Consider the following 24,191-nt stretch of genomic DNA (forward strand, 5'->3'; position numbering starts at 1 on the left):
ATGACTCAACCGAATCCGCAGATGCTCGCCCTCTCGCGCCGTTACGCAGCGCTGCCGCCCGAGCGGCGCGCGGAATTCCGGCAACGTGTGGCCGCCCAATCGATCGATCCGGCGACGTTGCCGGTCGTGCCGATTGCAGCAGCGGAAAACACCGCGCCGTTGTCGTTCGAACAGGAACAGCTGTGGTTCCTGTGGAAACTGCAACCGGACAACCCGGCGTATCACATGCCGGGCGCAATCGAACTCGACGGCGACCTCGACATCGCCGCGCTCGATCTCGCGTTGCGTCACGTCGCGCGGCAGCATCAAAGTCTCGTGACGCGTTTTGTCCAGCGCGGAGACGGCGAGCCGCGGCAGACCATCGACGGCACGCCGTGGCCGCAGTGTCGTGTGCACGATTTGCGTGACGCGCAAGGCCATGTGGAAAGCAGTGCGCTCGATGCCGCACTTCGCCAGGCTGTCACCGAGCCGTTCGATCTCGAAGCAGGTCCGCCGATGCGTACCGACCTGTTCCGCATCAGCGCGATGCGGCATGTGTTGCTGCTGACGCTGCATCACATCATCACCGACGGTCAGTCGATGACGGTGCTGATCCGTGCGCTCGCGCAGGCTTATCAGAACGCGTCGAACGGCACCCTCACGCACGACCCCGCGCCCGACGCGCTGCAATTCCGCGATTGCGCGACATGGCAGCGCGAATGGCTCGACGACACCGCGCTGCAAACGCACATCGACTATTGGCGCGCGCAACTCGGCACGCACACGCCGCCGTCGCCGCTGCCGTTCGACCGTCCCCGCGCGCATCGGCCGGATGCTGCGGGTGGCCGCATCACGCGTGAAATCGACACGTCTTTACTGACCAATCTGCAGACGCAGGCGCGCGCGCAAGGTGCAACGCTTTTCATGACGCTACTCGCGGCATTCGGCGCGCTGCTGTATCGCTATAGCAGCGAAACGGATCTGCGGATCGGTGTGCCGTCGAGCGGACGTGACGGCGTCGAAACCGAGAACCTGATCGGCTATTTCGTCAACACGCTGGTCGTACGCCAGCAATTGAACGGCAATCTCCCGTTCGACACGCTGCTCGCGCAGACCCGTCAGACCCTGCTCGACGCGCAGGCACATCGCGCGGTGCCATTCGCGCGTCTGGTACAGGCGCTGCAAGCTTCGCGCAACGACGACACCCCGCTGTTTCACGCGATGTTCAGCATGCAACGCAGCGATCGCGCGGCGTTGTTGTCGCTACCCGGCCTGAGCGTCACGACGCGCGAAATCGATTCCAGCGCGGCGCAATTCGATCTGTCGTTCAATCTGGTCGAACACGATCGTGGCGCGCGGTTGAACGTCGTCTACGCGTCCGGCCGATTCGACGCATCGACCATCGGGCGGCTCATCGCACACTATCTGCAATTGCTCGAACAGCTTTCAAGCGATACGTCACGCTGCATTGCCGATCTCACGCTGAGCGATGATGCACCGGCTCAAGTCGCGCAGCAAAAACCGGAAGCCCCGCGCGACGTATTGAGCCGGATCGCCGATCACGTTCGCGCGCGTCCCGACGCGCAAGCGGTCACCGGCGAAACAGGCGCGCTGAGTTATCGCGAACTCGACGACTGGTCGAACCGGATTGCGCGCCGACTCGCCGCGCAATCCGGCGCATCGGCAATGACTGATACGCGCATCGGCCTGTGCACGGGACGCTCGCTCGCGCTCGTCGCGGGCGCGCTCGGCATTCTGAAAGCGGGTGCTGCGTATGTGCCGCTCGATCCGCGATATCCGCTGGAACGTCTGCAAGACACACTGCTCGATTCGAGCGTGCGCTGCATCGTCGCCGATGCCGATGGCGTCGCGACGCTCGGCGAGTGGGCGGCCGCGCACAACGTCACGTTAATCGATGCGTCCAATCTGCAAACGCCCGGCAGCGACGATTCGCGGGACACGCCGCCATTGCAAACGCAGTTGCACCCCGAGCAACTCGCGTACGTGATCTACACGTCCGGCTCGACCGGCAAGCCGAAAGGCGTCGGCGTCACGCATGCAAATCTCGCACGTCTATTCGACAGCACCGCGTCGAAATTCAACTTCGGTTGCAACGATGTGTGGACCTTGTTCCACTCGCACGCATTCGATTTCTCCGTATGGGAACTGTTCGGCGCGCTGGTGCATGGCGGCCGTCTGGTCGTCGTGCCGTACTGGACGACGCGTGAACCCGCAGCGCTGCAACGTCTGCTACGCGAGCAACGCGTCACCGTGCTCAATCAGACGCCGTCCGCATTCAATGCATTGATGCAGGCCGACCTCCACGCGCTGGAGCCGTTCGGCGACGTGCGCGTCGTGGTGTTCGGCGGCGAGCGCCTGGAACCGGCGGCGCTGGCCGCATGGCACCGCATGCGCGGCGACAACGCGCCCGCGCTCGTCAATATGTACGGCATTACCGAAACGACCGTGCACGTCACGCGCCGCGTGCTGCACGACGACGACATTCACGGCACGGCGAACGCGTTGTCGAGCCCGATCGGCAGCGCGCTCGACGACCTGCAACTGCATCTGCTCGACGCCGATCTGAACCCCGTGCCGCGAGGTGCAAAGGGCGAACTGTATGTCGGCGGCGCGGGGCTGGCGCGTGGTTATCTGAATCGTCCGTCGCTGACGGCGGAGCGTTTCATTCCCGATCCGTTCGGCCAACCCGGCGCGCGTCTTTATCGATCGGGCGACATCGCGCGGCGTCTCGCGGATGGCGATCTCGCCTACCAGGGCCGCAACGATGCGCAAGTGAAATTGCGTGGCTTTCGCATCGAACCCGGTGAGGTGCGCGCGGCGCTGTTGAAGCATCCTGAGATTGCATCGGCTGAGGTGATTGCGCGCGAACATCCACAGCGTGGCACACAGTTGATCGCCTATCTGGTCGCGCGTCACGACCCGGCAACGCTGGCGCAAAGTGCGCGCGATTATGCCGCCGCGCATCTGCCCGCGCACCTGGTGCCGTCCGCGTTCGTCGTGCTCGACGCCCTGCCGTTGACGATCAACGGCAAGCTCGATCGTCACGCGCTGCCCGCCCCTGGCGACGAATCATTCGCCGCAGAACGCAACGAGAATGCCGCGCCGTTGTCGGCGGTCGGTCACAAGCTGGGTGAGCTTTGGCGTGAAGTGCTTGGCGTCGCGCATGTCGATTCAAACGACGATTTCTTCGCGCGTGGCGGCCATTCGTTGCTCGCGGTGCGTCTGGCCGCGCGAATCGAACAGAGCTTCGGCGTGCAATTGCCGCTGCGCGTGTTCTTCGATCATCCGCGACTCGGTGCGCTGGCCGCGCAGTTGGAAACGGCCGGTACGATTGCGCAGGAGCAGACGCGAACGCAGCGCGCGCCGCTCGAACGCCGTCCCGCTGAGCAAAATCGCGTGCCGCTTTCGCATGCCCAGGAGCGGCTCTGGTTCCTGTGGCAATACGATCCGCAAGACACGGCTTATAACATCACGTGCGCGGTCAATCTGCACGGAGCGCTCGATGTCGCCGCACTGCGCAGTGCGTTCGATGCTTTGTCGTTGCGGCATGAAGCGTTGCGTACGTCATTTGGCGAAGAGGATGGCGTCGGCTATCAGCAGATTCATGCGGAACCGCGTTGTGTGTGGAGCGCGCGCGATCTGCGTACCTGTACGCCTGAAACGCGCGAAAACGAAGTCATGTCGCTGCTGCGCGCTGCCGCTTCTTTGCCATTCGATCTCACTCGCGATCCGCTGTTGCGCGTCACGCTGATTCAGTCTGACGACGACCAGTATGTGCTGCATCTCACGCTGCATCACATCATCGGCGATGGCGAATCGGTCGATCTGCTGATCGGCGAACTGGTCGCGTTGTATCGAACGGCGCATGCACACGGCGATATCACGCGTGTGCTGCCCGAATTGCGCGTGCAATACGGCGATTACGCGCGCTGGCAGCGTCTGCATGCGGACGATGCAGTGCTCGACAAGCAGCTCGCGTATTGGCGCGGATTGCTCGGCGAAACCGATCCGGTTCTCGAATTGCCGCTCAAGCAGCCGCGTGCGGCACAGCGCCGGCGCAAGTTGGGACGCACGGTGCGCACGCTCGACGCCGCACGGATACGCGCGCTCCGCCAGGTTGCGGATGGTCAGCAAGCCAGCCTTTTTATCGTGATGCTGGCCGCTTTCGATGTGCTGTTGCAGCGCTATAGCGGACAGAACGAGATTCGCGTCGGCGTGCCGGTTACGGGTCGTACGCAGATCGAGACCGGCGCGATGATCGGCTGCTTCGTGAATACGCTCGTGATGAGCGCGGATCTCGGCGCGGCGGACACGTTCGCCGCGTTGATCGATCACGTCCGCCAGCGCGCGCTCGACGCGCATGCACACGCGGACCTGCCGTTCGCGCGGCTGGTGGAAGCGTTGCAGCCGAATCGCGAGCGGAATACAACGCCGTTGTTCCAGGTGATGATCAACTATCAGCAGGCGGCTGACGCTTCGACTCACACGCTGCCTGGCCTGCTGATCGAGCCGCTCGCCCAGCAGGCGGATGCAGTGCAGTTCGATCTGAAGCTCGATATTGCGGGCGCGGCGGATCACGCGCGCCTGCATTTCGATTTCGCGGACGACATTTTCGCGGCATCGACGATCGAACGGATGGCGGATCACTTCGTCGAGATTCTCGACTGGCTGGTGGCGGGGCCGGATTTGGCGCTGCGGAGTTTGACGTTGACGGCGCCGAAGCGTGATGCGGTGCCGCTTGACGGGTATGCGTTTGTGCCGGTGGTGCAGCGGGTTATGCAGACGGCGGCTTTGCGGGCGGATGCGGATGCGATTGCGGTTCGTGGCGAGGATATTTCGCTGACTTATCGCGAACTGATGGTGTGGGCGTCGGCAATCGCCGAACGTCTCGCGCGCGATGGCGTTGAACCCGATAGCTGCGTCGCCGTGTGCGTCGCGCGCGGGCCTTCGCTGCTCGCGGCGATGCTCGGCGCGTGGATGGCCGGTGCCGCTTATCTGCCCGTCGATCCCGCTTATCCGGCTGACCGTATCGCCGCCATGCTCGACGATGCCGAAGTGCTGCACGTGCTTGCCGATACACACTCTTCAGAACATGCATTCGCAGGGCGCAATGTGGTCGATGTTCGCGCGTTGCACGAAGAACTGGCGGCAGGGACGTATGAGAGCAACGATCGGACGGAATTCCACGCGCCTCCCGCACTCGCCACCATTCACCCGGACCAGCTTGCCTATGTCATCTACACATCGGGCTCGACGGGCAAGCCCAAAGGCGTTGGCGTCACGCATGGCGCGCTCGACCGCCTCGTTGCCAGCATCGAGCTAAACCCCGGCCTGCGCGACGACGACCTCTGGCTCAGCGAATCCGCGCCTGTCTTCGATATCTCGCTGCTCGAATTCTGTCTGCCGCTCGTGCGCGGCGTGCCGCTTGAAATGGTCTCCTCACAGACCGCGCGCGACGGCTTCGCACTGGCCGCGCGGCTCGAAGCCAGCCAGGCCACCGTATTCCAGGCTACGCCCAGCGGATGGCGCATGCTGCTCGAAGCGGGCTGGCGCGATGACCTGTCGGCGGCGCATCGTCCGTTGCTGGGGTTGAGTGGGGGTGAGCCGTTGCATCCCGACCTCGCCGCCGCGCTGATCGCGCGGGGCGTATCGTTGTGGAACCTGTATGGCCCGACCGAAACCACGATCTATTCGTCGGGTGCGCGGGTGTTTGCCGATCAGCCGATTACGCACGGCGATCCGCTTCCTGAAACCGTGTTGCGCGTGATCGACCAGCACGGCCTTGCCGTGCCCGATGGCGGCCTAGGTGAACTGTGTATCGGCGGCAGCAATCTGGCGCGCGGGTATCTGCGACGGGCCGGCTTGACGGCTGAGCGCTTCGTGCCCGATCCCGATGGCGCGCCGGGGGCGCGTCTGTACCGCACGGGTGACCTTTGCCGACTGAACAACGAAGGCCGTCCGCAACCGCTCGGCCGACTCGACCAGCAGATCAAACTGCGCGGCTTCCGCATCGAGCCGGGCGAGATCGAAGCCGCCCTTTGCGCGTGTGACGGCGTGAAGAACGCCGCCGTCGCCATCAAGGGCGAGGGTTCACGTCAGCGTCTGATCGGCTATGTCACCGGTACAGCACAAGGCGCTACGCTGCGCGCGCAACTGTCGCGCACGCTGCCCGCTCACATGCTGCCGTCGACCATCGTCACGCTCGACGCATTACCGCTGACACCCAGCGGCAAACTCGACCGCCGCGCGCTCCCTGAACCGGCATGGGAAAGCGACGACAACTCGCAGGCAGTCGCCCCGCGCTCGCCACGCGAAGCCGCGTTGCTGGACATCTGGCAAACCGTCCTCGGCCACCCTGTCCACAGCGTCGACGTCAACTTCTTCGAAGCGGGCGGCGATTCGATCCTCAGTCTGCAACTGATTTCGCGAGTGCGCAGCGCCGGTTGGCATCTGACGCCGAAGCAGGTTTTCGAGCATCCGACCGTCGCGCAGCAGGCGCAACTCATGACAGCACGCAGCAACGAATCGAACCGCGCTGTAGAGCGTCACGACGCGTTGCCGCTCACGCCAATCCAGGCGGCGTTTTTCGCGCGACGCCCGGATGGCGAATCGCACTGGAATCAGTCCGTGCTGCTCGACGCCGCCGAGTCACTCGATCTCGCCCGCCTCGCCGACGCGCTCAACGGTTTGGTCCGGCGACACGACGCATTGCGTCTGCGTTTCACACGCGGCGAAAACGGCTGGCAACAGCAGGTCGCGCCGCGCGAGAACGCAACGTTGTTGCGCCACATCGCCCTCGATTCCGTCGATTGGGACAACGCGCTGGCGCGAGAAGGCGCGGCGATCCAGCAAAGTCTTGATATCGAACATGGTCCGCTGGTGCGCGCCGGTTATTTCGAAGCGGGCCCGCGCCGCCGCCTGCTGATCGCGATTCATCACCTCGCGGTCGATGGCGTGTCATGGCGCGTCCTGCTCGACGATCTGCGTTCGCTCTACGCCGGTCAGCCGCTGTCCGCGCCCACGGCTCCGTGGAGCGCATGGGTCGCCGCGCAGGCGAGCGCCGCGTCACCCGACATCGCCGAACTCGATTACTGGCATCGCACACTGAGCGTCGGACAACCGGCGTTGCCCGCTGAACTGATGCACGGCCACCGCGGCTACGTAGACAGCACCGCGGACCGCAGCCTCGCCGCAAGCCGCACGATCAGCGTCGAACTCGATGCAGCCGCCACACGCGATCTGTTGCAGAACACGTCGCACGCCTATCGCACCCGCGCCGACGATCTACTGCTTGCCGCACTTGCGCACACGCTCGGCGCAGCGTCGCCGGGCGACACTGCGCCGATGTTGATCGATATCGAAGGACACGGCCGCAGCACGCCGATCGACACCATCGACCCGAGCCAAACAGTGGGCTGGTTCACGGTTCAATATCCGTTCGCACTGCCGCGCGCGCCGGCATCAACAGCGACCTTCGCCACCACGTTGATCGCAGTCAAGGAAGCGCTGCGTCGCGTGCCGGAACAAGGCTTCAATTTCGGCCGTCTGCGTGACGAACGCACGAGCGTCGCGAACGGCAACAACGAAGCAAAACACCCGCAACTCGCCGCCTGGCCGGGCGCGCAACTACGCTTCAACTATCTCGGACAATTCGACCAGGCGCTCGCCGACACGCACACCGCGAATCCAGCCGATAACGCACCCCGTCTGCGGTTTTCACACGAATTCGCCGGTGCGCCGCTCGCGGGCGGCGACACGATGGAGCATCTGCTCGATATCACCGCGCTGGTGGTCGACGGTGTGCTCGACTTGCACTGGCGCTTCAGCCCTGACGTGCTAAATCACACCGCCGTGCAACACCTCGCCGCGCAAACGGTGCAGGCGCTGCGCGAACTGATCGCGCATTGCGTCGATGCTTCGTCCGGCGCGACCGCCGCCGATTTCCCGCTCGCGCGCATCGACCAGAACACGCTGGACGCGATGCGCCTGCCGCTTCACGATATCGACGATATCTATCCCGCCACGCCGTTGCAGCAAGGGCTGCTGTTCCACAGTTTGCTGACGGCCGGCGCGGGCATGTATCTGAACCAGCTACGTCTGACGCTCGACGGCACGCTCGATCCGCGCGCCCTGCAGGCGGCATGGCAGGACACGCTCGACCTGCATCCGGTATTGCGCACGCACTTCGAACTCGGCCAGGAAAGCGGGCCGCTGCAAGTGGTACATCGCCAGGCGGTGTTGCCGTTCGCCGTGCACGACTGGCGCAACGCCGACGCTAAACCCGACGCCGATCAAGCCGCAAACGACAACTACGAAACCCGTCTCGCTCAATGGCTCGCAGCCGATCTGCGCACCGACTTCGACCCGAGTCGCGCGCCGTTGATGCGCGTCGCGCTGTTCGCGCGTCCCGACGGCGCGCACGATCTGGTCTGGACCAGCCATCACGCGTTGCTCGACGGCTGGAGCAGCGCGCAATTGCTGAATGCGCTGACCAGATCGTATCGGTCGCGTGTGCGGGGCGATGCTGCACCGGCGACGAGTGCGCCGACTGTCGCCTATCGCGACTATGTCCGCTGGCTCGCTCACGACGACGCCACGCGCAATCACGCTGACTGGTGGCGCGAGTTGTCGGCCGAGGCCGACGAAGCCGCGTTGCTCACGCCGAGTCTTGGCCGTCCGCTGCAATCCGAACCCGGTTCGCACGACTGGGCGACACGTCTGCCCGACGCGCTGCACGCGAATCTGCAACAAGCGGCGCAACGCGCGCAGGTCACGCTGAACACGCTGATGCAAGGCGCGTGGGCGATCCTGATCGCGCGTTACGGCGGACGCCGCCGCGCAGCGTTCGGCGTCACCGTGTCGGGACGTCCGGCCGATCTGCCGGGCGTCGAACGGATGATGGGGCTGTTCATCAACAGCGTGCCGTTGTGGGTCGACACGCGCGCCGACGCGCCCACCGCTGCGTGGCTGCGCGAACTGCACACGCTGAATCACGCGATGCGCGAACACGAACACACGCCGATCACGCGGATCCAGCAATGGACCGGCCGCAGCGGCGACAACCTGTTCGACACGCTGTTCGTGTTCGAAAACTACCCGCTCGACCGCGCGCTCGACGCGAGTGACAACGACCTGACGATTCGCGCGCTGCGCAGCGCCGACCGCACGCATTACCCGCTGACGCTCGCCGTGCTGCCGCGCGAACGGCTCGATCTGCAATGGGCGTGGGACGGCGAGCGCGTCGGGCGCGCGAGTGTCGAGCGGCTGGCGGCGGATTACGAGCGGGTGCTGACGCAACTGGCGTCGGCGGTGCTCGACGTTGGTCGTGATACGAATGATGCTGCACGTGTCGCGCGAATCGGCGATATCGCGCTATCGGGCGACACGTTCGACGCGTTCGACACGCAACCGCAACGCGTCTACGACTTCGATCCGGTGATGCCGCGTTTCAGCGCGCGTGCCGCGAGTCAGCCCGACGCCGTCGCGCTCGCTTGCCGCGGCGTCACGTTGAGCTATCGCGAACTCGATGACTGGAGCGCACGCATCGGCCGGCAACTCGACCGCGCGGGATTGCGCGGCGATCAGCGCGTCGGTGTCTGCGTGACGCGTGGCGTCGGTTTGCCCGCTGCGCTGTTCGGCATCTGGAAAGCGGGCGGTGCTTATGTGCCGCTCGACCCGGCTTATCCGCGCGAGCGTTTGAGCGGCATGCTCGACGATGCGGGCGTGCGCCATGTAGTCGCCGACGCCGCGTGCATCGAACAACTGGGCTCGCTGTTCGATGGCCGCGAGGTGATCTGCATCGACTCGGCCGCGTGTCTGGGCGACACCGCAGACAATCCGCCGCCCGCGCCAGGCTGGCACCGACCCGTCGCGCCCGATCAACTCGCGTACGTGATCTACACGTCGGGCTCGACCGGCAAGCCGAAGGGCGTCGCGCTCAGCCATCGCGCGCTGAGTCTGCATCTCGCCGACTTCCAGTCGGTCTACGCGATCGATGCAGGCGACGTGGTGCTGCAATCGTCGACGATCAATTTCGACGTCGCGTTGCACGAGTTGCTGCCCGCGTTGCTGCAAGGCGGCCGCGTCGAAATGCGCGGCCCCGATGCCTGGGATCTCGACTCGTTGAACGCGACGCTGGTCGACGCGGGCGTCACCTTCGCGCGGATTCCCACCTCGCTGTGGCAGCAGTGGCAACGCGCCGCGCCGCCCGCCGCGCAATTGCGCGCGTTGCGGCAGATCACCGTCGGCGGCGAAGCGCTGGCCGGCGATACGCTTGCCCGCTGGCTGGCCGGTCCGCTGGCGGCGATCCGCGTCGACAATCTGTATGGCCCGACGGAGACCGCCGTCGCCGCGCTCTATCACCGCACCAGTGCGAGCGACACGTCGCACGTGATCGTGCCGATCGGCCGTCCGTATCCGGGGCGCGGCGTCGCGTTGCTCGACGAAGACGGCTTGCGCGTGCCGCAAGGTGGTCTCGGCGAACTGTGCATCAGCGGCGACTGCCTGGCGCGCGGCTATCTCGGCCGTCCCGGCCTCACTGCCGCGCAGTTCGTCCCCGATCCGGACGGCACGCCCGGTGCGCGTCTGTACCGTACCGGCGACCTGTGCCGGATCGGCGCGGACGGCACGGTGCAATTCCTCGGCCGGATCGATCAGCAGATCAAGCTGCGCGGTCAGCGGATCGAACCCGGCGAAATCGAGGCGGCGCTGCGCAGTTGCGCAGGCGTCACACAAGCGCTGGTCGCGCTGCACGGCGAAGGTGAACATCAGCGGCTGATCGCCTATGTGGTCGGCGAGTTCGACACCGCAACGCTTCAGCAGACCCTGAGCACGCGCCTGCCCGATGCGTGGATGCCCGGCGCGTTCGTCAGGCTCGACCGTTTGCCGCTGATGCCCAACGGCAAGCTCGACCGTCGCGCATTGCCGCCACCCGAGCCGCTCACGGACGCACCCGCCGTTGCACCGCGCAACCCGGTCGAGCAAACCATCGCCGATATCTGGCAGGACGCGCTCGGCGTGCCGCAAGTGTTCGTCCACGACAACTTCTATGCGCTCGGGGGCCATTCGCTGCTGGCGGTGCAGATCGCCGCGCGACTGACCCGTGCGTTGCAGCGGCCGGTGCCGCTGGCCGCCGTGCTGGCGCAGGCCACCGTTGCAAAGCTCGCCGACTATCTGCGCGAGAGCGCCGAGGCGGGCGCGCAGACGCAGGCCACGCAAGCCGCGCAACGCGACACGATGAAACAACTGCTGGCCGAACTGGATTGAGAAACCTCATGCTTACCGACGTGAAAACAGCCGCGAATCTGGCTACAAATGCAGGCTTGAACTCCAGCGCGCCGCCCGACGCGAATCAGGAAAATCTGGAAATCGCGCATCGTTACGCGGCGTTGCCCGCCGACAAGCGCGCGCGCTTCAAAGCGCGCTTGCGCGAGCATGGCATCGACGGTTCGATCCTGCCAATCGTGCCGCTCGCGATCCGTCCGTCTCGTGCACCGTTGTCGCATGCGCAGGAGCGCTTGTGGTTCTTGTGGCGGCTCGATCCCGCGAGTCACGCGTACAACATTGCGCGTGCGTTGCGGATCGACGGCGCGCTCGATACGGCCGCGCTCGACACGGCGCTCGCCGCGCTGGTTGCGCGTCACGAAGTGCTGCGCACCGGTTTCGGCGAAGACCACGGCGTGCCGTTCCAGCAGGTTCGGGCAGACACGGGGCCACGCGCGGTGTATCGCGATCTGCGTCATGCCGTAGACGGCTTGAGCGCGGAAGACGCCGACGCGCAGTTGCGCGCGCAACTGCGGCAAACCGCCTCGCAGCCGTTCGATCTCGAACGCGATCCGCTATTGCGATTCGACGTACTGCGGCTCAGCGACGACACCTACGTCGTGCAGATCGTGATTCACCACATCATCTCGGATGCGTGGTCGATGGGCATGCTGATCCGCGATTTCGTGTCTTTCTACGGCGACGCGTTGCGCGGCCACGTCACCCGTTCGCCCGACTCGGCGTTGCAATTTAGCGATGTCGCGATGTGGCAGCGCGAATGGATCGACAGCGACACGCTCGCGCGACAACTGTCGTACTGGTCGACGCAACTCGCGGGCACGGCGCCGGTTCTGCCACTGCCCGCGGATCGCGCCAGGCCCGCCGTGCGCGACGGTGTCGGCGCACGTTTCGCGCTCGATCTCGATGCCGTTCTCGCGAGCCGTCTCAAGGCGCTTTCGCGCAGCAACGATGCCACGCTATTCATGACATTGCTGCACGCGTTCAATCTGCTGGTGCATCGCTATAGCGGCGAAACCGATCTATGGGTCGGCGTGCCGGTGGCCGGGCGTCAGCGTGTCGAGACGCATCCGGTGATGGGCTTTTTCGTCAACACGCTGGTGATCCGCAGCCAGATTTCTCCGTCCGCTACGCTGCAACAGCAATTGCGCATGTTGCGCGATACCGTGCTCGACGCGCAGGCTCACGAAGACCTGCCGTTCGCGCATCTGCTGGACAGTCTGCAAACCGGCCGCGATCTGTCGCACTCGCCGCTGTTTCAGGTGATGTTCAACCTCGACTACGCGGACCCGAACGCATGTATCGATCTGCCCGGCCTGACCGCGACGCCGGTGGACAGCGACGCGGGCACCGCACGCTTCGACCTCACGCTAAACGTGATCGAAGCGCCCGATAGTCTGCGCGCCATTTTCAGCTACGCGTGCGATATGTTCGACGCGGCAACGATCGAACGATTCGCGCGCGATTATCGTGCGGTGCTCGTGCAATTCGCCGACTCGCCGTCGCTAAAACCGGGCGACATCGTGCTATCCGGCGCGACGCTCGCGTCGCAGGCGGAGCGGCTGTACGCGTTCGAGCCGGTGGTGCCGCGCATCGTCGCGCGGGCGGCGGCGCAGCCCGACGCGCCCGCGCTTTATTGCGGCGACACGATGCTGACCTACGCCGCGCTCGACCGGCGCAGCAATCAGATTGCGCGCCGCCTCAAGCGTGCGGGCGTGGGCCGCGATACGCGCGTGGGCGTGTGCATGACACGTTCGGTCGGACTGCCGGTTGCGCTGCTCGCCGTGTGGAAGGCCGGTGGTGCCTACGTGCCGCTCGACCCGGATTATCCGGACGAGCGTCTGCGCGACATGCTCGACGACGCGGGCGTGGTGGCCGTGGTGGTCGACCGGGCGTGCAGCGAGCGGCTTGGCGATCTGTTCGGAGCCTGCCCGCAGATCGATATCGACGCTATCGACCAACACGCCGATGAAGATTCAAGCGGCTGGAACGAGCCCGTGCATCCGCGTCAGCTTGCGTATGTGCTCTACACGTCGGGATCGACCGGACGGCCGAAAGGCGTCGCGCTCGATCACGAAGCGCTGAGCCTGCACTTGCGCGATTTCGGCGACGCCTACCGGATCGGCGCGAACGACATCATGCTGCAATCGTCGACGATCAATTTCGATGTCGCGCTGCACGAGCTTCTGCCCGCGCTACTCGCAGGCGGCGCGGTGCGCATGCGCGGGCCGCAGGCCTGGACGCTCGACACACTGAACGCGACGCTGACCGGCGGCAAGGTCACGTTTGCGCGCATTCCGACCGCGCTGTGGCAGCAGTGGCAACGCAGCGCGCCGTCCGCCGATGCGTTGCGCGCGCTGCGCCAGATCACTGTCGGCGGTGAAGCGCTGCCGGGCGATGCGCTCGAACGCTGGCAACGCGGACCGCTGAAGCACATCGCGCTCGATAACCTCTACGGCCCAACGGAGACCGCAATCGCCGCGCTGCGCCACACCACCAGCGCCGACGATGCAACCCAGACCGTCGTGCCGATCGGCCGCCCGTATCCGGGTCGCGGCGCGGCCGTCTTCGACGCGTACGGCAACCAGATGCCGCACGGCGGCGCGGGCGAGCTTTGCATCACCGGCGCGTGCGTCGCGCGCGGCTACCTGGGCCGCGCGGCGCTGACCGCCGAGCGCTTTGTGCCGGACGAAGACGGCACGCCCGGCGCGCGCCTTTATCGCAGCGGCGACCTGTGCCGGGTCCGCGAAGACGGCGCGATCCAGTTTCTCGGACGACTCGATCAGCAGGTCAAGCTGCGCGGACAGCGCATCGAACTCGGCGAAATCGAAGCGGCGCTGCGCGATTGCGCGGATATCGACGAAGCGGCTGTCATGCTGCACACGCAGCGAGAACAGCAGCAACTGGTGGCCTACGTGGTCGGCGTCGCGCAGATCGACGCGTTGCGTGATGCGCTCGCGCAGCGTTTGCCCGCCTTCATGGTGCCGAACGCCTTCGTCACGCTCGAACGTTTGCCGACCATGCCCAACGGCAAGCTCGATCGCCGCGCGTTGCCCGCGCCCGCCCTCGCCGATGCCGCACCGGCCGAACGCATCGCGCCGCGCAACCGGCGCGAACAGGTGTTGCTCGATATCTGGCAGCAGGTGCTCGGCTGCGAAGTCGGCGGCGTAACCGTCAACTTCTTCGCGGCGGGCGGCGACTCGATCCTGAGCCTGCAACTGCTGGCGCGCGCGCGCGAAGCCGGGCTTCTGCTGACCCCGAAGCAGGTGTTCGAACATCCAAGCGTCGAGCAGATGGCGAAGGTAGCGCGCGACATCGACGGAACCGAGCAGGCCCAGGCCGCCGAATTGCACGACGCGCAACCGTTGACGCCGATCCAGGCGGCGTTCTTCGACAAGCATCCCGAAGGACTCGCGCACTGGAATCAGGCGGTGTTGCTGGAGGTGCGCGAGGCGCTCGATCCCGCCGCGCTCGAGCGCGCGTTGCAGCAGTGGGTCGCGCGGCACGATGCGCTGCGGCTGCGGTTCGAACGGAACACTGACGACGCGATGGCGAAAGGTTCGTCACGCTGGCGGCAACGCGTCGCACCGGTGGAAACGGCCAGCCTGCTGCAACACATCGAACTCGACCCGCAGACGTGGGAAAGCGAACTCGCCGCCGCGGGCACGGCGCTGCATCGCAGTCTCGATCTGCAGCAAGGTCCGCTGCTGCGCGCCGCGTATTTTGAAGCGGGCACGCAGCGGCGTCTGCTAATCGTGATTCATCACCTGGTCGTGGACGGGGTGTCGTGGCGCGTGCTGCTCGAAGAGCTTCAGGCGCTGTACGAGCGTCCCGATGCCGCGTTGCCCGCGATCACCACGCCGTGGAGCATCTGGGCGTCGCGTCAGCATGACTACGCGCAGCAGGCCGAGCGTCTGTGGGAACTGGCGTGGTGGCAGCAGATGCTGCACGGCGCGAGCGCCGCGTTGCCGCTCGAAGGCGACGGCGATCGACGTCTGTCGGCGAGCCGCGTGGTGACGGTGAAGCTGTCCGCCGATGCGACCCGGCGTCTGGTGCAACGCGGCGCGCGCGCGGACGACGCGCGTACCGAGGAACTGCTGCTGGCCGCGCTCGCCCAGACGCTCGGGCCCTGGGCGGGCAGTTCGCGTCTGCTGATCGATCTCGAAGGACACGGGCGTGAAGACCTGATTGACGGCGTCGATCTGAGCCGCACGGTCGGCTGGTTCACGACGCAATATCCGCTCGCTCTGGCTCATCATGCCGACCCGTCGCGCACACTCGACATGGTGCGCGACACGTTGCGCGCGGTGCCCGATCGCGGCTTCTCGTGGGGCGCGCTGAAATACGCGGGCGACGACGCGAGCCGCGCGGCGCTGGCCGCGTTGCCGGTCGCGTCGCTGCGCTTCAACTACCTCGGCCGATTCGATCAGGCGTTGCCGTCGGGCGGCCGCTTCGGTTTTGCAAACGAGCGATCCGGCCCGCAGGCCGACGAGCGCGACACGATGGATCACGCGCTCGATATCGGCGCATTGATTTCCGGCGAGCGGTTGAGCGTGCATTGGCGCTACAGCCCCGGGGTGTTGAGCGAAGCGGGCGTGGAGCGGCTGGCTTACCGGTTCGAGGAGCTGTTGCTGGGATTGATCGATGGCGAGGCGGCGGGTGCGGGGTTGCGCGAGGCGGCGGTCAGAGATGGTGTGCCGGTGTCCAGTGCGCAGGATTCCGTTGCAGCGAACTCAGCCGACACCGCCGACGAGAAAGACCGCGCAGTCTTCGCGCTGTGGATGCAACGAGTCCGCTTCGAAGTCACGCTCGGCGCTCTCGCGCGCTCACGTTTTGCACCTTCGGCATCCACTCAAACCGCGGAAACCCAACACGCCGCGCGCTTCGCGCCGCTGCCCGCCGGGGTCGTGCCGATGAACGATCTCCACGCGCCGCACGCGGTCTTCTGCATTCACGCGGGACACGGCCTCGTCGCCGAATACCGCTCGCTCGCCAAGGCGCTGAACGGTCGCGCGACGCTGTTCGGCTTGCAGGCGCCGTCGCTGAGCGACCGCAACTGGTACGCCGACGATTTCGATGCGATGGCGGCCGACTACGTCGCGCGCATTCGCGCCGTGCAACCGCATGGGCCGTATCGGCTGCTCGGCTGGTCGTTTGGCGGACGCGTGGTGATGGCGATGCTCGAGCAACTGGAACGCTGCGGCGAAGACGTCGCGCTGGCCGGTCTGATCGACGCGATGCCCGATCGCGAACTCGACGACGATGTTCAGGCCGAAGTCCGCGCGCTGCGCATCTGGATCGCGCAGCACGCGGCGCAAGGCGTGAACGCGACCGAGCGCGCGCTGTTCGACGATGCATGCGACGTGATTCTCGAACACGGCCGGATCGTCGACACGTTCCGCACGCCCAGACTGCGCACGCCGCTAACGTTGTGGTGGTCGACGGAATCGGTGGAGAGCGGCAAGCCGCGCGACTGGTCGGCGCGCACGGGCGCGAGCGAGAGCGTGCTGGCGGTCGTGCCGGCGGGACACACGAGCATCATGCATCACCCGATGCTGCTCGACAGTGTGCGGGGGCTGTTTGGATGAGGTGGATTGCGGTGAAGGGTCGGGGTTCTGCCCACGTGGCGGGATACCGGGATGAACCGCGCGCCCCAACCTCGCATTAACCCACCGCCGGCTCGCCAAACTGCTGACGGAACTGTTGCGGCGTGCTGCCGAACGCGCGCCTGAACATCACCGTGAAGGTGCGCACATCGGCATAACCGAGGTCTTGCGCGACGTCGCTTGCCGAATGACCGGTCGACAGTTTCGACATCGCCTCGGCGAGCCGCAGTTGCTCGCGCCACTGCCCGAAGCTCATGCCGGTCTCCTGGCGAAACAACCGCGCGACTGTGCGCGAACTGGCGCCGACGCGCTCGGCCCACAACTCCAGCGTGTCGTTGCTGTCCGGCTGCGCGATCAGGCTTTCGCAGATATTGCGCAGTCGCGAATTGGACGGCAGCGGCAGCCGCGACACCAGCGCGCCGTCCTCGGCGTCCTGAAGCAACCGCAGCACCAGCGGGACGATCAGCGCGGCACGGCTTTCACCCGCTTCGTCCGAACCCGCATCGAACAGGCCGACGATGCTCGCGCGCAGCAGATCGCCCACCGCGATCACCCGGCACTCCGGTTTCTGCGGCGCGAGCGCGTCCGGCTCGATGTACAGTGTGCGCATCGAAACTTGACCGATCATATGTAATTCATGCTCGATCTGCGATCCGATGAGCAAGGCGTTGCCGGGCGTGAGCATCCAGAGACCGAGCGGCGTGACGGCTCGCACGATGCCGCTGGTTGCATAAACGAGCTGCGCACGGTGGTGAACATGCGCGATTTCGTGGGTTCCGTCGGCGTAATCGATAGCTTGCGCAATGACCGGGCGGGTGGCGAAACGGTCGCCGAAAGTTTGCAGCTTGGGTTGGATCATGTCCGAATTAGCGCCCTAAAACCCAATCGATACATCTAACCAGCCAATTTTGTCCATTTTCACGATCATCTTGTCCTGACTAACGACAGGCTATCAGATTATAGTGACGCATGGCCGCATCTGTTGGTCATCCCATCTGTCGTACCCCACCCGATTTTCATGTAGTCCCATAGCCGCCAAGAGCTAGCCAAACCAGCAGTTTATAGTTTATTGCGAATCATTATCACTCTCATTAACAGTCTTTTTTGGGAAGTCAACATGAGTACCGGGGTGCGCGGATCGACCGCGCTTAGCTTGCTGTTCTGTCTGCTGAGCGGAAGCTCGGCGGTGTATGCACAAACATCGTCGGATGCACCGGCTGGCGGGACAGCCGATTCGCCCAGCCTGCCGACCGTCAAGGTGTCCAGCTCGCGCGACAATCCGCGAGTCGGTTCCGCCGACGGCATCGTGCCGGTGAGCGCCGCCACGGCGACCAAGACGGATACGCCGCTGATCGAAACGCCGCAGTCGGTTTCGGTGGTCACGCGCGACCAGATGACGATGCAAGGCGCGAACACCGTCGCGGAAGCGTTGCGCTACACCGCCGGCGTGGTCTCCGAGCAGTTGGGCAACTCGACGGCCGCCGCCCCCTATCTCTACAGCCGTGGCTTCGTTCTCGAGCAGTATCTGGACGGCTCGCGGATGCCGAGCAGCTCGGCCTTCGGCTACGGCGTGCCGAACTTCGACACGTACGGCCTCGAACGCGTCGACGTGATGAAGGGACCGTCGTCGGTGCTGTATGGCCAGGCGAACCCCGGCGGTATCGCGAACCTGGTCAGCAAGCGCCCGACCGACGAGCCGATCCACGAAATCTATGCGACCACCGGCAGCCATGACCACGCCGAATTCGGCTTCGACATGGGCGGCCCGCTGACCTCGGACGGCAAGCTGACGTACCGCCTGACCGGCATGGCGTCCGACGCCAAAACCCAGGTGAACGGCGTGAAGGAGTCGACTCTCTACATTGCGCCGGCCGTCACGTGGAAGCCGGACGAAAACACCACGCTGACCGTGCTCGCGAAATATCAGCGCGACCCGAACGTCGGCTACTTCAACTACGTGCCCGCGAGCGGCAGCGCGCTGTTCAATCCGAACGGCCAGATTTCGAGCCACACGAACGTCGGCGACCCGGATTACGATCACCACTCCCGCACGCAATATTCGGTTGGCTACGAGTTCGAACACCGCTTCGATCCGACGTGGACGGTCCGTCAGAACGTGCGCTACACGGTGGTCAGCGACGACCTCGCGAACGTGTTCCCGTACCCGAACGGTTTCATCTCGGGTTCGACGACCACGGTCAACCGGTACTCGTTCACGAACGAGGAAACCGCCAAGTTCTTCACCATCGACAACCAGGCCCAGGCGAAATTCAACACCGGCCCGCTGTCGCATACGGTGCTGTTCGGCTTCGACTTCCAGCGCGTGCTGTACAACGAAACGGTCGGTTCGAACTTCGTCCAGCCGAGCCTGAATCTGTTCGCGCCGGTCTATCTGCCGATCTCGGGCACGACCGTCACCTCCGACGACATGGACCGGATGTCGCAATTCGGCGCCTACGCGCAGGACCAGATCGCTTACGGCAAATGGCGCTTCCTGGTCGGCATGCGTGAAGACTGGGCGCGTTCGGAAGACAACAATCCGATTCAGGGCTACGACATCAATCAGTCGGATCGCGCGTTCACATGGCGGGCCGGTCTCGTCTATCTGTTCGACAACGGCATTGCGCCTTACGCGAGCTACTCGAAGTCGTTCACACCGCAGATCGGCGTGACTGCCAGCGGCACGCCGCTGCGTCCGACCACTGCGGATCAGTACGAAATCGGCGTGAAGTATCAGCCACCGGGCTTCAATAGCTTTGTCACGGCGGCCTTGTTCGACCTGAGGGAACGCAACGTGGCCAGCTCGGACCCGAATAACTCGGCCTACTCCGTGCAGGTCGGCCAGGTGCGCGCACGCGGCCTCGAACTCGAAGCTCATGCGGAACTGACCGACAACCTCGCGCTGATCGCGTCGTACACCTATCTGAGCAGCGTCTCGACGGAAAGCAACCTGACCGGCACCACCATCGACGGCTCGACGGTGTCGCTGCAAGGTCTGCAAACGTGGGGCATTCCGCGCAACGTCGCGTCGGCGTGGCTCGACTACACGCTGCATGCGGGCATCCTGCGCGGCCTGAGCTTTGGCGGCGGCGTGCGTTACGTCGGTGCGAGCTATGACCAGACGAACACGATCCACGTCGGCTCGCGCACGCTGCTCGATGCGGCTATCCGCTACGACACCGGCAAGCACTGGCTGTTCTCGGTGAACGGTACGAACCTGTTCAATCGCACCTACACAGCGTCCTGCCAGACTTATGGCATCTGCCACTTTGGCGACGGCGTCGAGGTTCTGGCGACGGCCCGCTACCGCTGGTAAGACTGACAGAGCAGTAAGCAATCAAGGATGAGCGCGTTGATCGACATGACCCAGCAGCAACTCGAACAGCCGGCGGCGAAGCAGGATCTTCATGACGAGGACGCTCGCGCGACGCCCGCCGCGTTGTATCAACTCGACGGTGCGTCGTTCGAGGCCGATGGCCGGGTTCTGTTGCAACCGCTCACCCTCACCTTGCACGCGGGCCGGATGATCGCGTTGATCGGCCACAACGGTTCGGGCAAGAGCACCTTGCTGAAGCTGATCGCGAATCAGCAGAAGCCGTCGCGCGGAACGATCCGCCTGAACGGCACCGATCTCGCCGACTGGCCGGCTCGCGATTTCGCGCGGCAGGTGGCTTATCTGCCGCAAAATCCGCCGACCGGCACGGGTATGACCGTGCGCGAACTCGTCGCGCTGGGGCGTTATCCGTGGCACGGTGCGCTCGGCCGTTTGCGCGCGACCGATCACGCGAAAATCGACGAGGCGCTGCAACTCACCGACACCGCGCGTTTCGAATCGCAACTGGTCGATCATCTGTCGGGCGGCGAGCGGCAACGGGTATGGCTCGCGATGCTGGTCGCACAAGGCGCGTCGTGCCTGCTACTCGACGAGCCGACTTCCGCACTCGATATCGCGCATCAGATCGACGTGCTGCGACTGCTGCGCCAACTCACCGATAGCCACGCGTTGACCGTGGTGATCGTGCTGCACGACATCAACCTCGCCACGCGTTTCTGCGACGAACTGATTGCATTGCACACCGGTCGTCTGTTGACGCGCGGCACGCCCGCCGACGTCATGCAGAGCGACGTGCTCGAATCGATTTACGGCATTCCGATGGACATCGTCATGCATCCGCATAGCGGTAGCCGGCTTGGCGTGGCGCGCTGACCATGCGCCGTCGCGAGTTTCTCCGTTCTGCCGCGTGGGCGCCGCTGCTGGCGCCATTGGCTGGCGCGTCACTACTCGGCACGCCGCTGCAAAGCGCGCGCGCCGCCGTCGGCCTTGCCGCGAGTCCGGCTGCTTCGTCCGCGACGAAGTCGCCAGGCGCCGCGCCGCGTCTCGTCGTGCTCGACTGGGGTCTGGTCGAAACCCTGCTGGCGATCGGCGTCACGCCGGTTGGCGTCAGCGAAATCGATGCTTATAACGAAAGCGTGGTCAGCCCGCTGGTGCCCGCGCACGTGCCCGATGTCGGGTTGCGTCTCGCGCCCAGCCTCGAACTTTTGCAACAGCTCGCGCCCGATCTGATCCTCATCAATTCGAGTCAGGAATCGCAGCGCGAGATGCTCGAACGCATTGCGCCGGTGCGCGCGTTCGCCGTCTATACCGATGCAGGCGCGCCGCTGCGTCACTCGCAGCAAGTCACGCTGCAACTCGCCGACCTGTGCGGCCGTCCCGCTGCCGGCCACGCGCTGATCGACGCGACCGACCGCGCGCTCGCGGCCAGCCGCGCGCAAATCGCGGCGCATCGCGCGCGCTGCCAACCGCCGGTCGCGCCGCGTCCGCTCTACCTGATCCGTTTTTTCGACGGCCGGCATATCGGTGTCTACGGTGCGCGCAGTCTGTTCCAGGATGTGATGGACGCGCTCGACGTGACCAACGCCTGGCACGGTCCCACCGATTATTGGGGCATCGGCGTCGCCGGACTCGAAAAGCTCGCGGCATCGCCGTCCGCCGATCTGTTCTATTTCGACCCGCTGCCCACCGGCGTCGCGCGCACGCTCGCGTCGAACCGCCTGTGGCATGCGTTGCCCGCGGTCGCCGAAGGCCGCGTCGGCACGCTGCCGCCGTTCTGGGGCTTCGGCATGCTGCCCTCGGCCGTGCGCTTCGCCGATGCATTGAGCGCCGCGCTGACGCAAGCGCCCTCGCAGAAAACTGCGTCGAACACCGTAGCGAACCTGCCGACACGCCGATGAACATCGCCCGACCCAGTCGCCCCATTCGCCCCACCCGCCCCGATGCACGGCGCTTCACGCTACGCGTGTGGCTGCCCGCAGCGATCGGCCTGCTCGCGCTCGGCGCAGCACTTGCGCTGAGCGTCGACAGTCTGTCGGCGATCCTGCCGCCGTCGCTGTGGTGGCATGCGCTGTGGTCGCCGGATACGAAAGACATCCAGCAAATCATCACGCACGATAGCTGGCTGCCACGTCTGGTCATCAGCTGGCTGTGCGGCGCGACGCTCGGGCTCGCCGGCACGATCTTCCAGCAGGTGCTGCGCAATCCGCTCGCCGAACCGATGACGCTCGGCGTATCGGCCGGCGCACAACTCGCGCTGACGGTCGCGACGCTGTGGGCGCCCGCGCTGCTCGGCGCCGATCAATGGATCGCGCTCGGCGGCGCGTTGATCACGGCGGCAATCGTGTTCGGCCTGTCGTGGCGCAGCGGACTCGCGCCGGTCACCGTCGCGGTCGCGGGACTCGTCGTCACGCTGTATTGCGGCTCGATCGGCGTCGCGCTGCAACTGTTCTACGCGCCGTATCTGCGCGGGCTGTTCATCTGGGGCGGCGGCTCGCTGGTCCAGCAGGACTGGAGCAACGTGACGATGCTCGCGTCGCGCCTCGCGATCGGCGGCGTGCTCGCGTTCGTGCTCCTGCGTCCGATGACGCTGTTCGGTCTCGACGACGTCAACGCGCGCAGCCTCGGCATGTCGTTGCGGCGCATGCGGCTCGCCGCCCTCGCGCTCGCGGTCGTGCTGAGCGCGGCGGTGGTCAGCGCAGTCGGCGTGATTGGCTTTGTCGGCCTGGCCGCGCCCGCGCTCGCGCAGATGGCGGGCGCGCGACGCCTGTCGCAGCGTCTGGTGATCGCACCGTTGTGCGGCGCGCTGATTCTGTGGCTCACCGATCAGGCCGTGCAGCAGCTATCCGGCGTGATGGGCGACCTGATTCCGACCGGCGCTGCCACCGCACTGTTCGGCGCTCCGCTGATGCTGATGCTGCTCGCGCGCATGCATCGCGCGACACGTTTGCCGGACGGCAACGACAACGCCGCGCGTCAGCATCCGGTCGCTGCGGCTTCGTTCCGGCGGCGCTTGATCAGCGTGGTGGTGATCACGCTCGTCGCGCTCGTGCTCGCGCTGGACTTCGGTCACGGCCCGGCTGGCTGGCACTTCAGCAGCCTCGACGAGTTCTCGCGCGTGGCGATCTGGCGCGCGCCGCGCGCCCTCGCCGCGCTGGCCGCCGGAGCGATGCTCGCGGTTGCCGGCACGCTGATGCAGCGCGTCACCGGCAATCCGCTGGCGAGTCCCGAGGTGCTCGGCGTCAGCGCGGGCGCGGCGCTCGGTCTGATCGCGATGGTGGTCGGTTTCGGCGATGCGGGACACACCGCGCGCATCGCGGCGAGCGCGGCCGGCGCACTGGCCGCGTTGCTCGCGATCCTCTGGTTCTCGCAGCGTTCGCGTTTCGCGCCGGATCGCGTGCTGCTCGCAGGCGTCGCCATCGGCGCGCTGTTTCAGGCCGTGGTCGCGGTTGCCATCGCGAGCGGCGGCGAACGCGCGACCACGTTGCTGCAATGGCTCGCCGGTTCGACCTACACGATCACGCCAACCGACGCGGCGCTCGCGCTCGTTCTGTGCGTCGGGTTGTGCGCGGCGACGCCGCTGTTCAACCGCTGGCTGCAAATTTTGCCGCTCGGCGAAGCGTCGGCGCGCGCGCTCGGCGTGTCCACGCGCGGCGCGCGCTTCGCGCTGCTTCTGCTAATTGCGTTGCTGACGGCGGCCGCCACGCTGGTGGTCGGTCCGTTGTCGTTTGTCGGTCTGACCGCGCCGCATTTCGCGCGGCTTCTCGGCGCGCGCCGGCCTTTGCAGCAGGTGCTGCTGGCCGCGCCGATCGGCGCGTTGACGATCGTCGTCGCCGACTGGCTCGGGCGTGCGCTGCTGATGCCGCGCGAACTGCCCGCCGGCCTCGTCGCGACGCTGATCGGCGCGCCTTATCTGATGTGGCTGCTCGGCCGACGCCGCTAAGCCGCCTCAGCGTCTTATCTGCTTTTAGAAC

7 protein-coding genes are annotated in these 24,191 nt (G+C 65.8%); 6 read left to right on the forward strand and 1 reads right to left on the reverse strand.

The genetic code is table 11. The features are described 5' to 3' along the window. Both ABH945_RS26935 and ABH945_RS26940 read left to right on the forward strand, forming a co-directional pair. Window positions 1-11,265 (forward strand): amino acid adenylation domain-containing protein, encoded by an 11,265-nt coding sequence (locus tag ABH945_RS26935; protein WP_429252552.1) that lies wholly within the window; start codon window positions 1-3, stop codon window positions 11,263-11,265. Window positions 11,266-11,273: 8 nt separating this feature from the next. Next, window positions 11,274-16,868: an amino acid adenylation domain-containing protein gene (locus tag ABH945_RS26940; protein WP_429252553.1), complete on the forward strand. Its 5,595-nt coding sequence runs from the start codon at window positions 11,274-11,276 to the stop codon at window positions 16,866-16,868. A gap of 76 nt (window positions 16,869-16,944) precedes the next feature. Here the strand turns inward: ABH945_RS26940 and ABH945_RS26945 are convergent, their stop codons facing one another. After that, entirely contained in the window at window positions 16,945-17,745 is an 801-nt protein-coding gene (locus tag ABH945_RS26945; RefSeq protein ID WP_074767236.1) for an AraC family transcriptional regulator, read from the reverse strand. A gap of 258 nt (window positions 17,746-18,003) precedes the next feature. On the opposite strand from ABH945_RS26945, the gene ABH945_RS26950 reads away from it, so the two are divergent. The 4 genes from ABH945_RS26950 to fhuB are packed head-to-tail and all read left to right on the forward strand — an operon-like array spanning window position 18,004 to window position 24,160. Continuing rightward, window positions 18,004-20,202 carry a TonB-dependent siderophore receptor gene (locus ABH945_RS26950; protein WP_429252554.1) on the forward strand — a complete coding sequence of 733 codons (2,199 nt, stop codon included), beginning with the start codon at window positions 18,004-18,006 and terminating at the stop codon, window positions 20,200-20,202. A 36-nt stretch (window positions 20,203-20,238) separates the two neighbouring features. Further along, window positions 20,239-21,093: an ATP-binding cassette domain-containing protein gene (locus ABH945_RS26955; RefSeq protein ID WP_253189793.1), complete on the forward strand. Its 855-nt coding sequence runs from the start codon at window positions 20,239-20,241 to the stop codon at window positions 21,091-21,093. Window positions 21,094-21,095: 2 nt separating this feature from the next. Continuing rightward, window positions 21,096-22,118, forward strand: coding sequence for an ABC transporter substrate-binding protein (locus ABH945_RS26960; protein WP_429252555.1), 1,023 nt, complete (start codon window positions 21,096-21,098; stop codon window positions 22,116-22,118). Continuing rightward, complete coding sequence (fhuB, locus tag ABH945_RS26965) at window positions 22,115-24,160, forward strand: Fe(3+)-hydroxamate ABC transporter permease FhuB (protein ID WP_429252556.1); 2,046 nt, start codon at window positions 22,115-22,117, stop codon at window positions 24,158-24,160. Before ABH945_RS26960 ends, fhuB begins: the two co-directional genes overlap by 4 nt. The last annotated feature ends 31 nt before the right edge of the window (window positions 24,161-24,191 follow it).

It is taken from the genome of Paraburkholderia sp. GAS333 (assembly GCF_050435665.1).
Lineage (GTDB): Bacteria > Pseudomonadota > Gammaproteobacteria > Burkholderiales > Burkholderiaceae > Paraburkholderia > Paraburkholderia fungorum_A.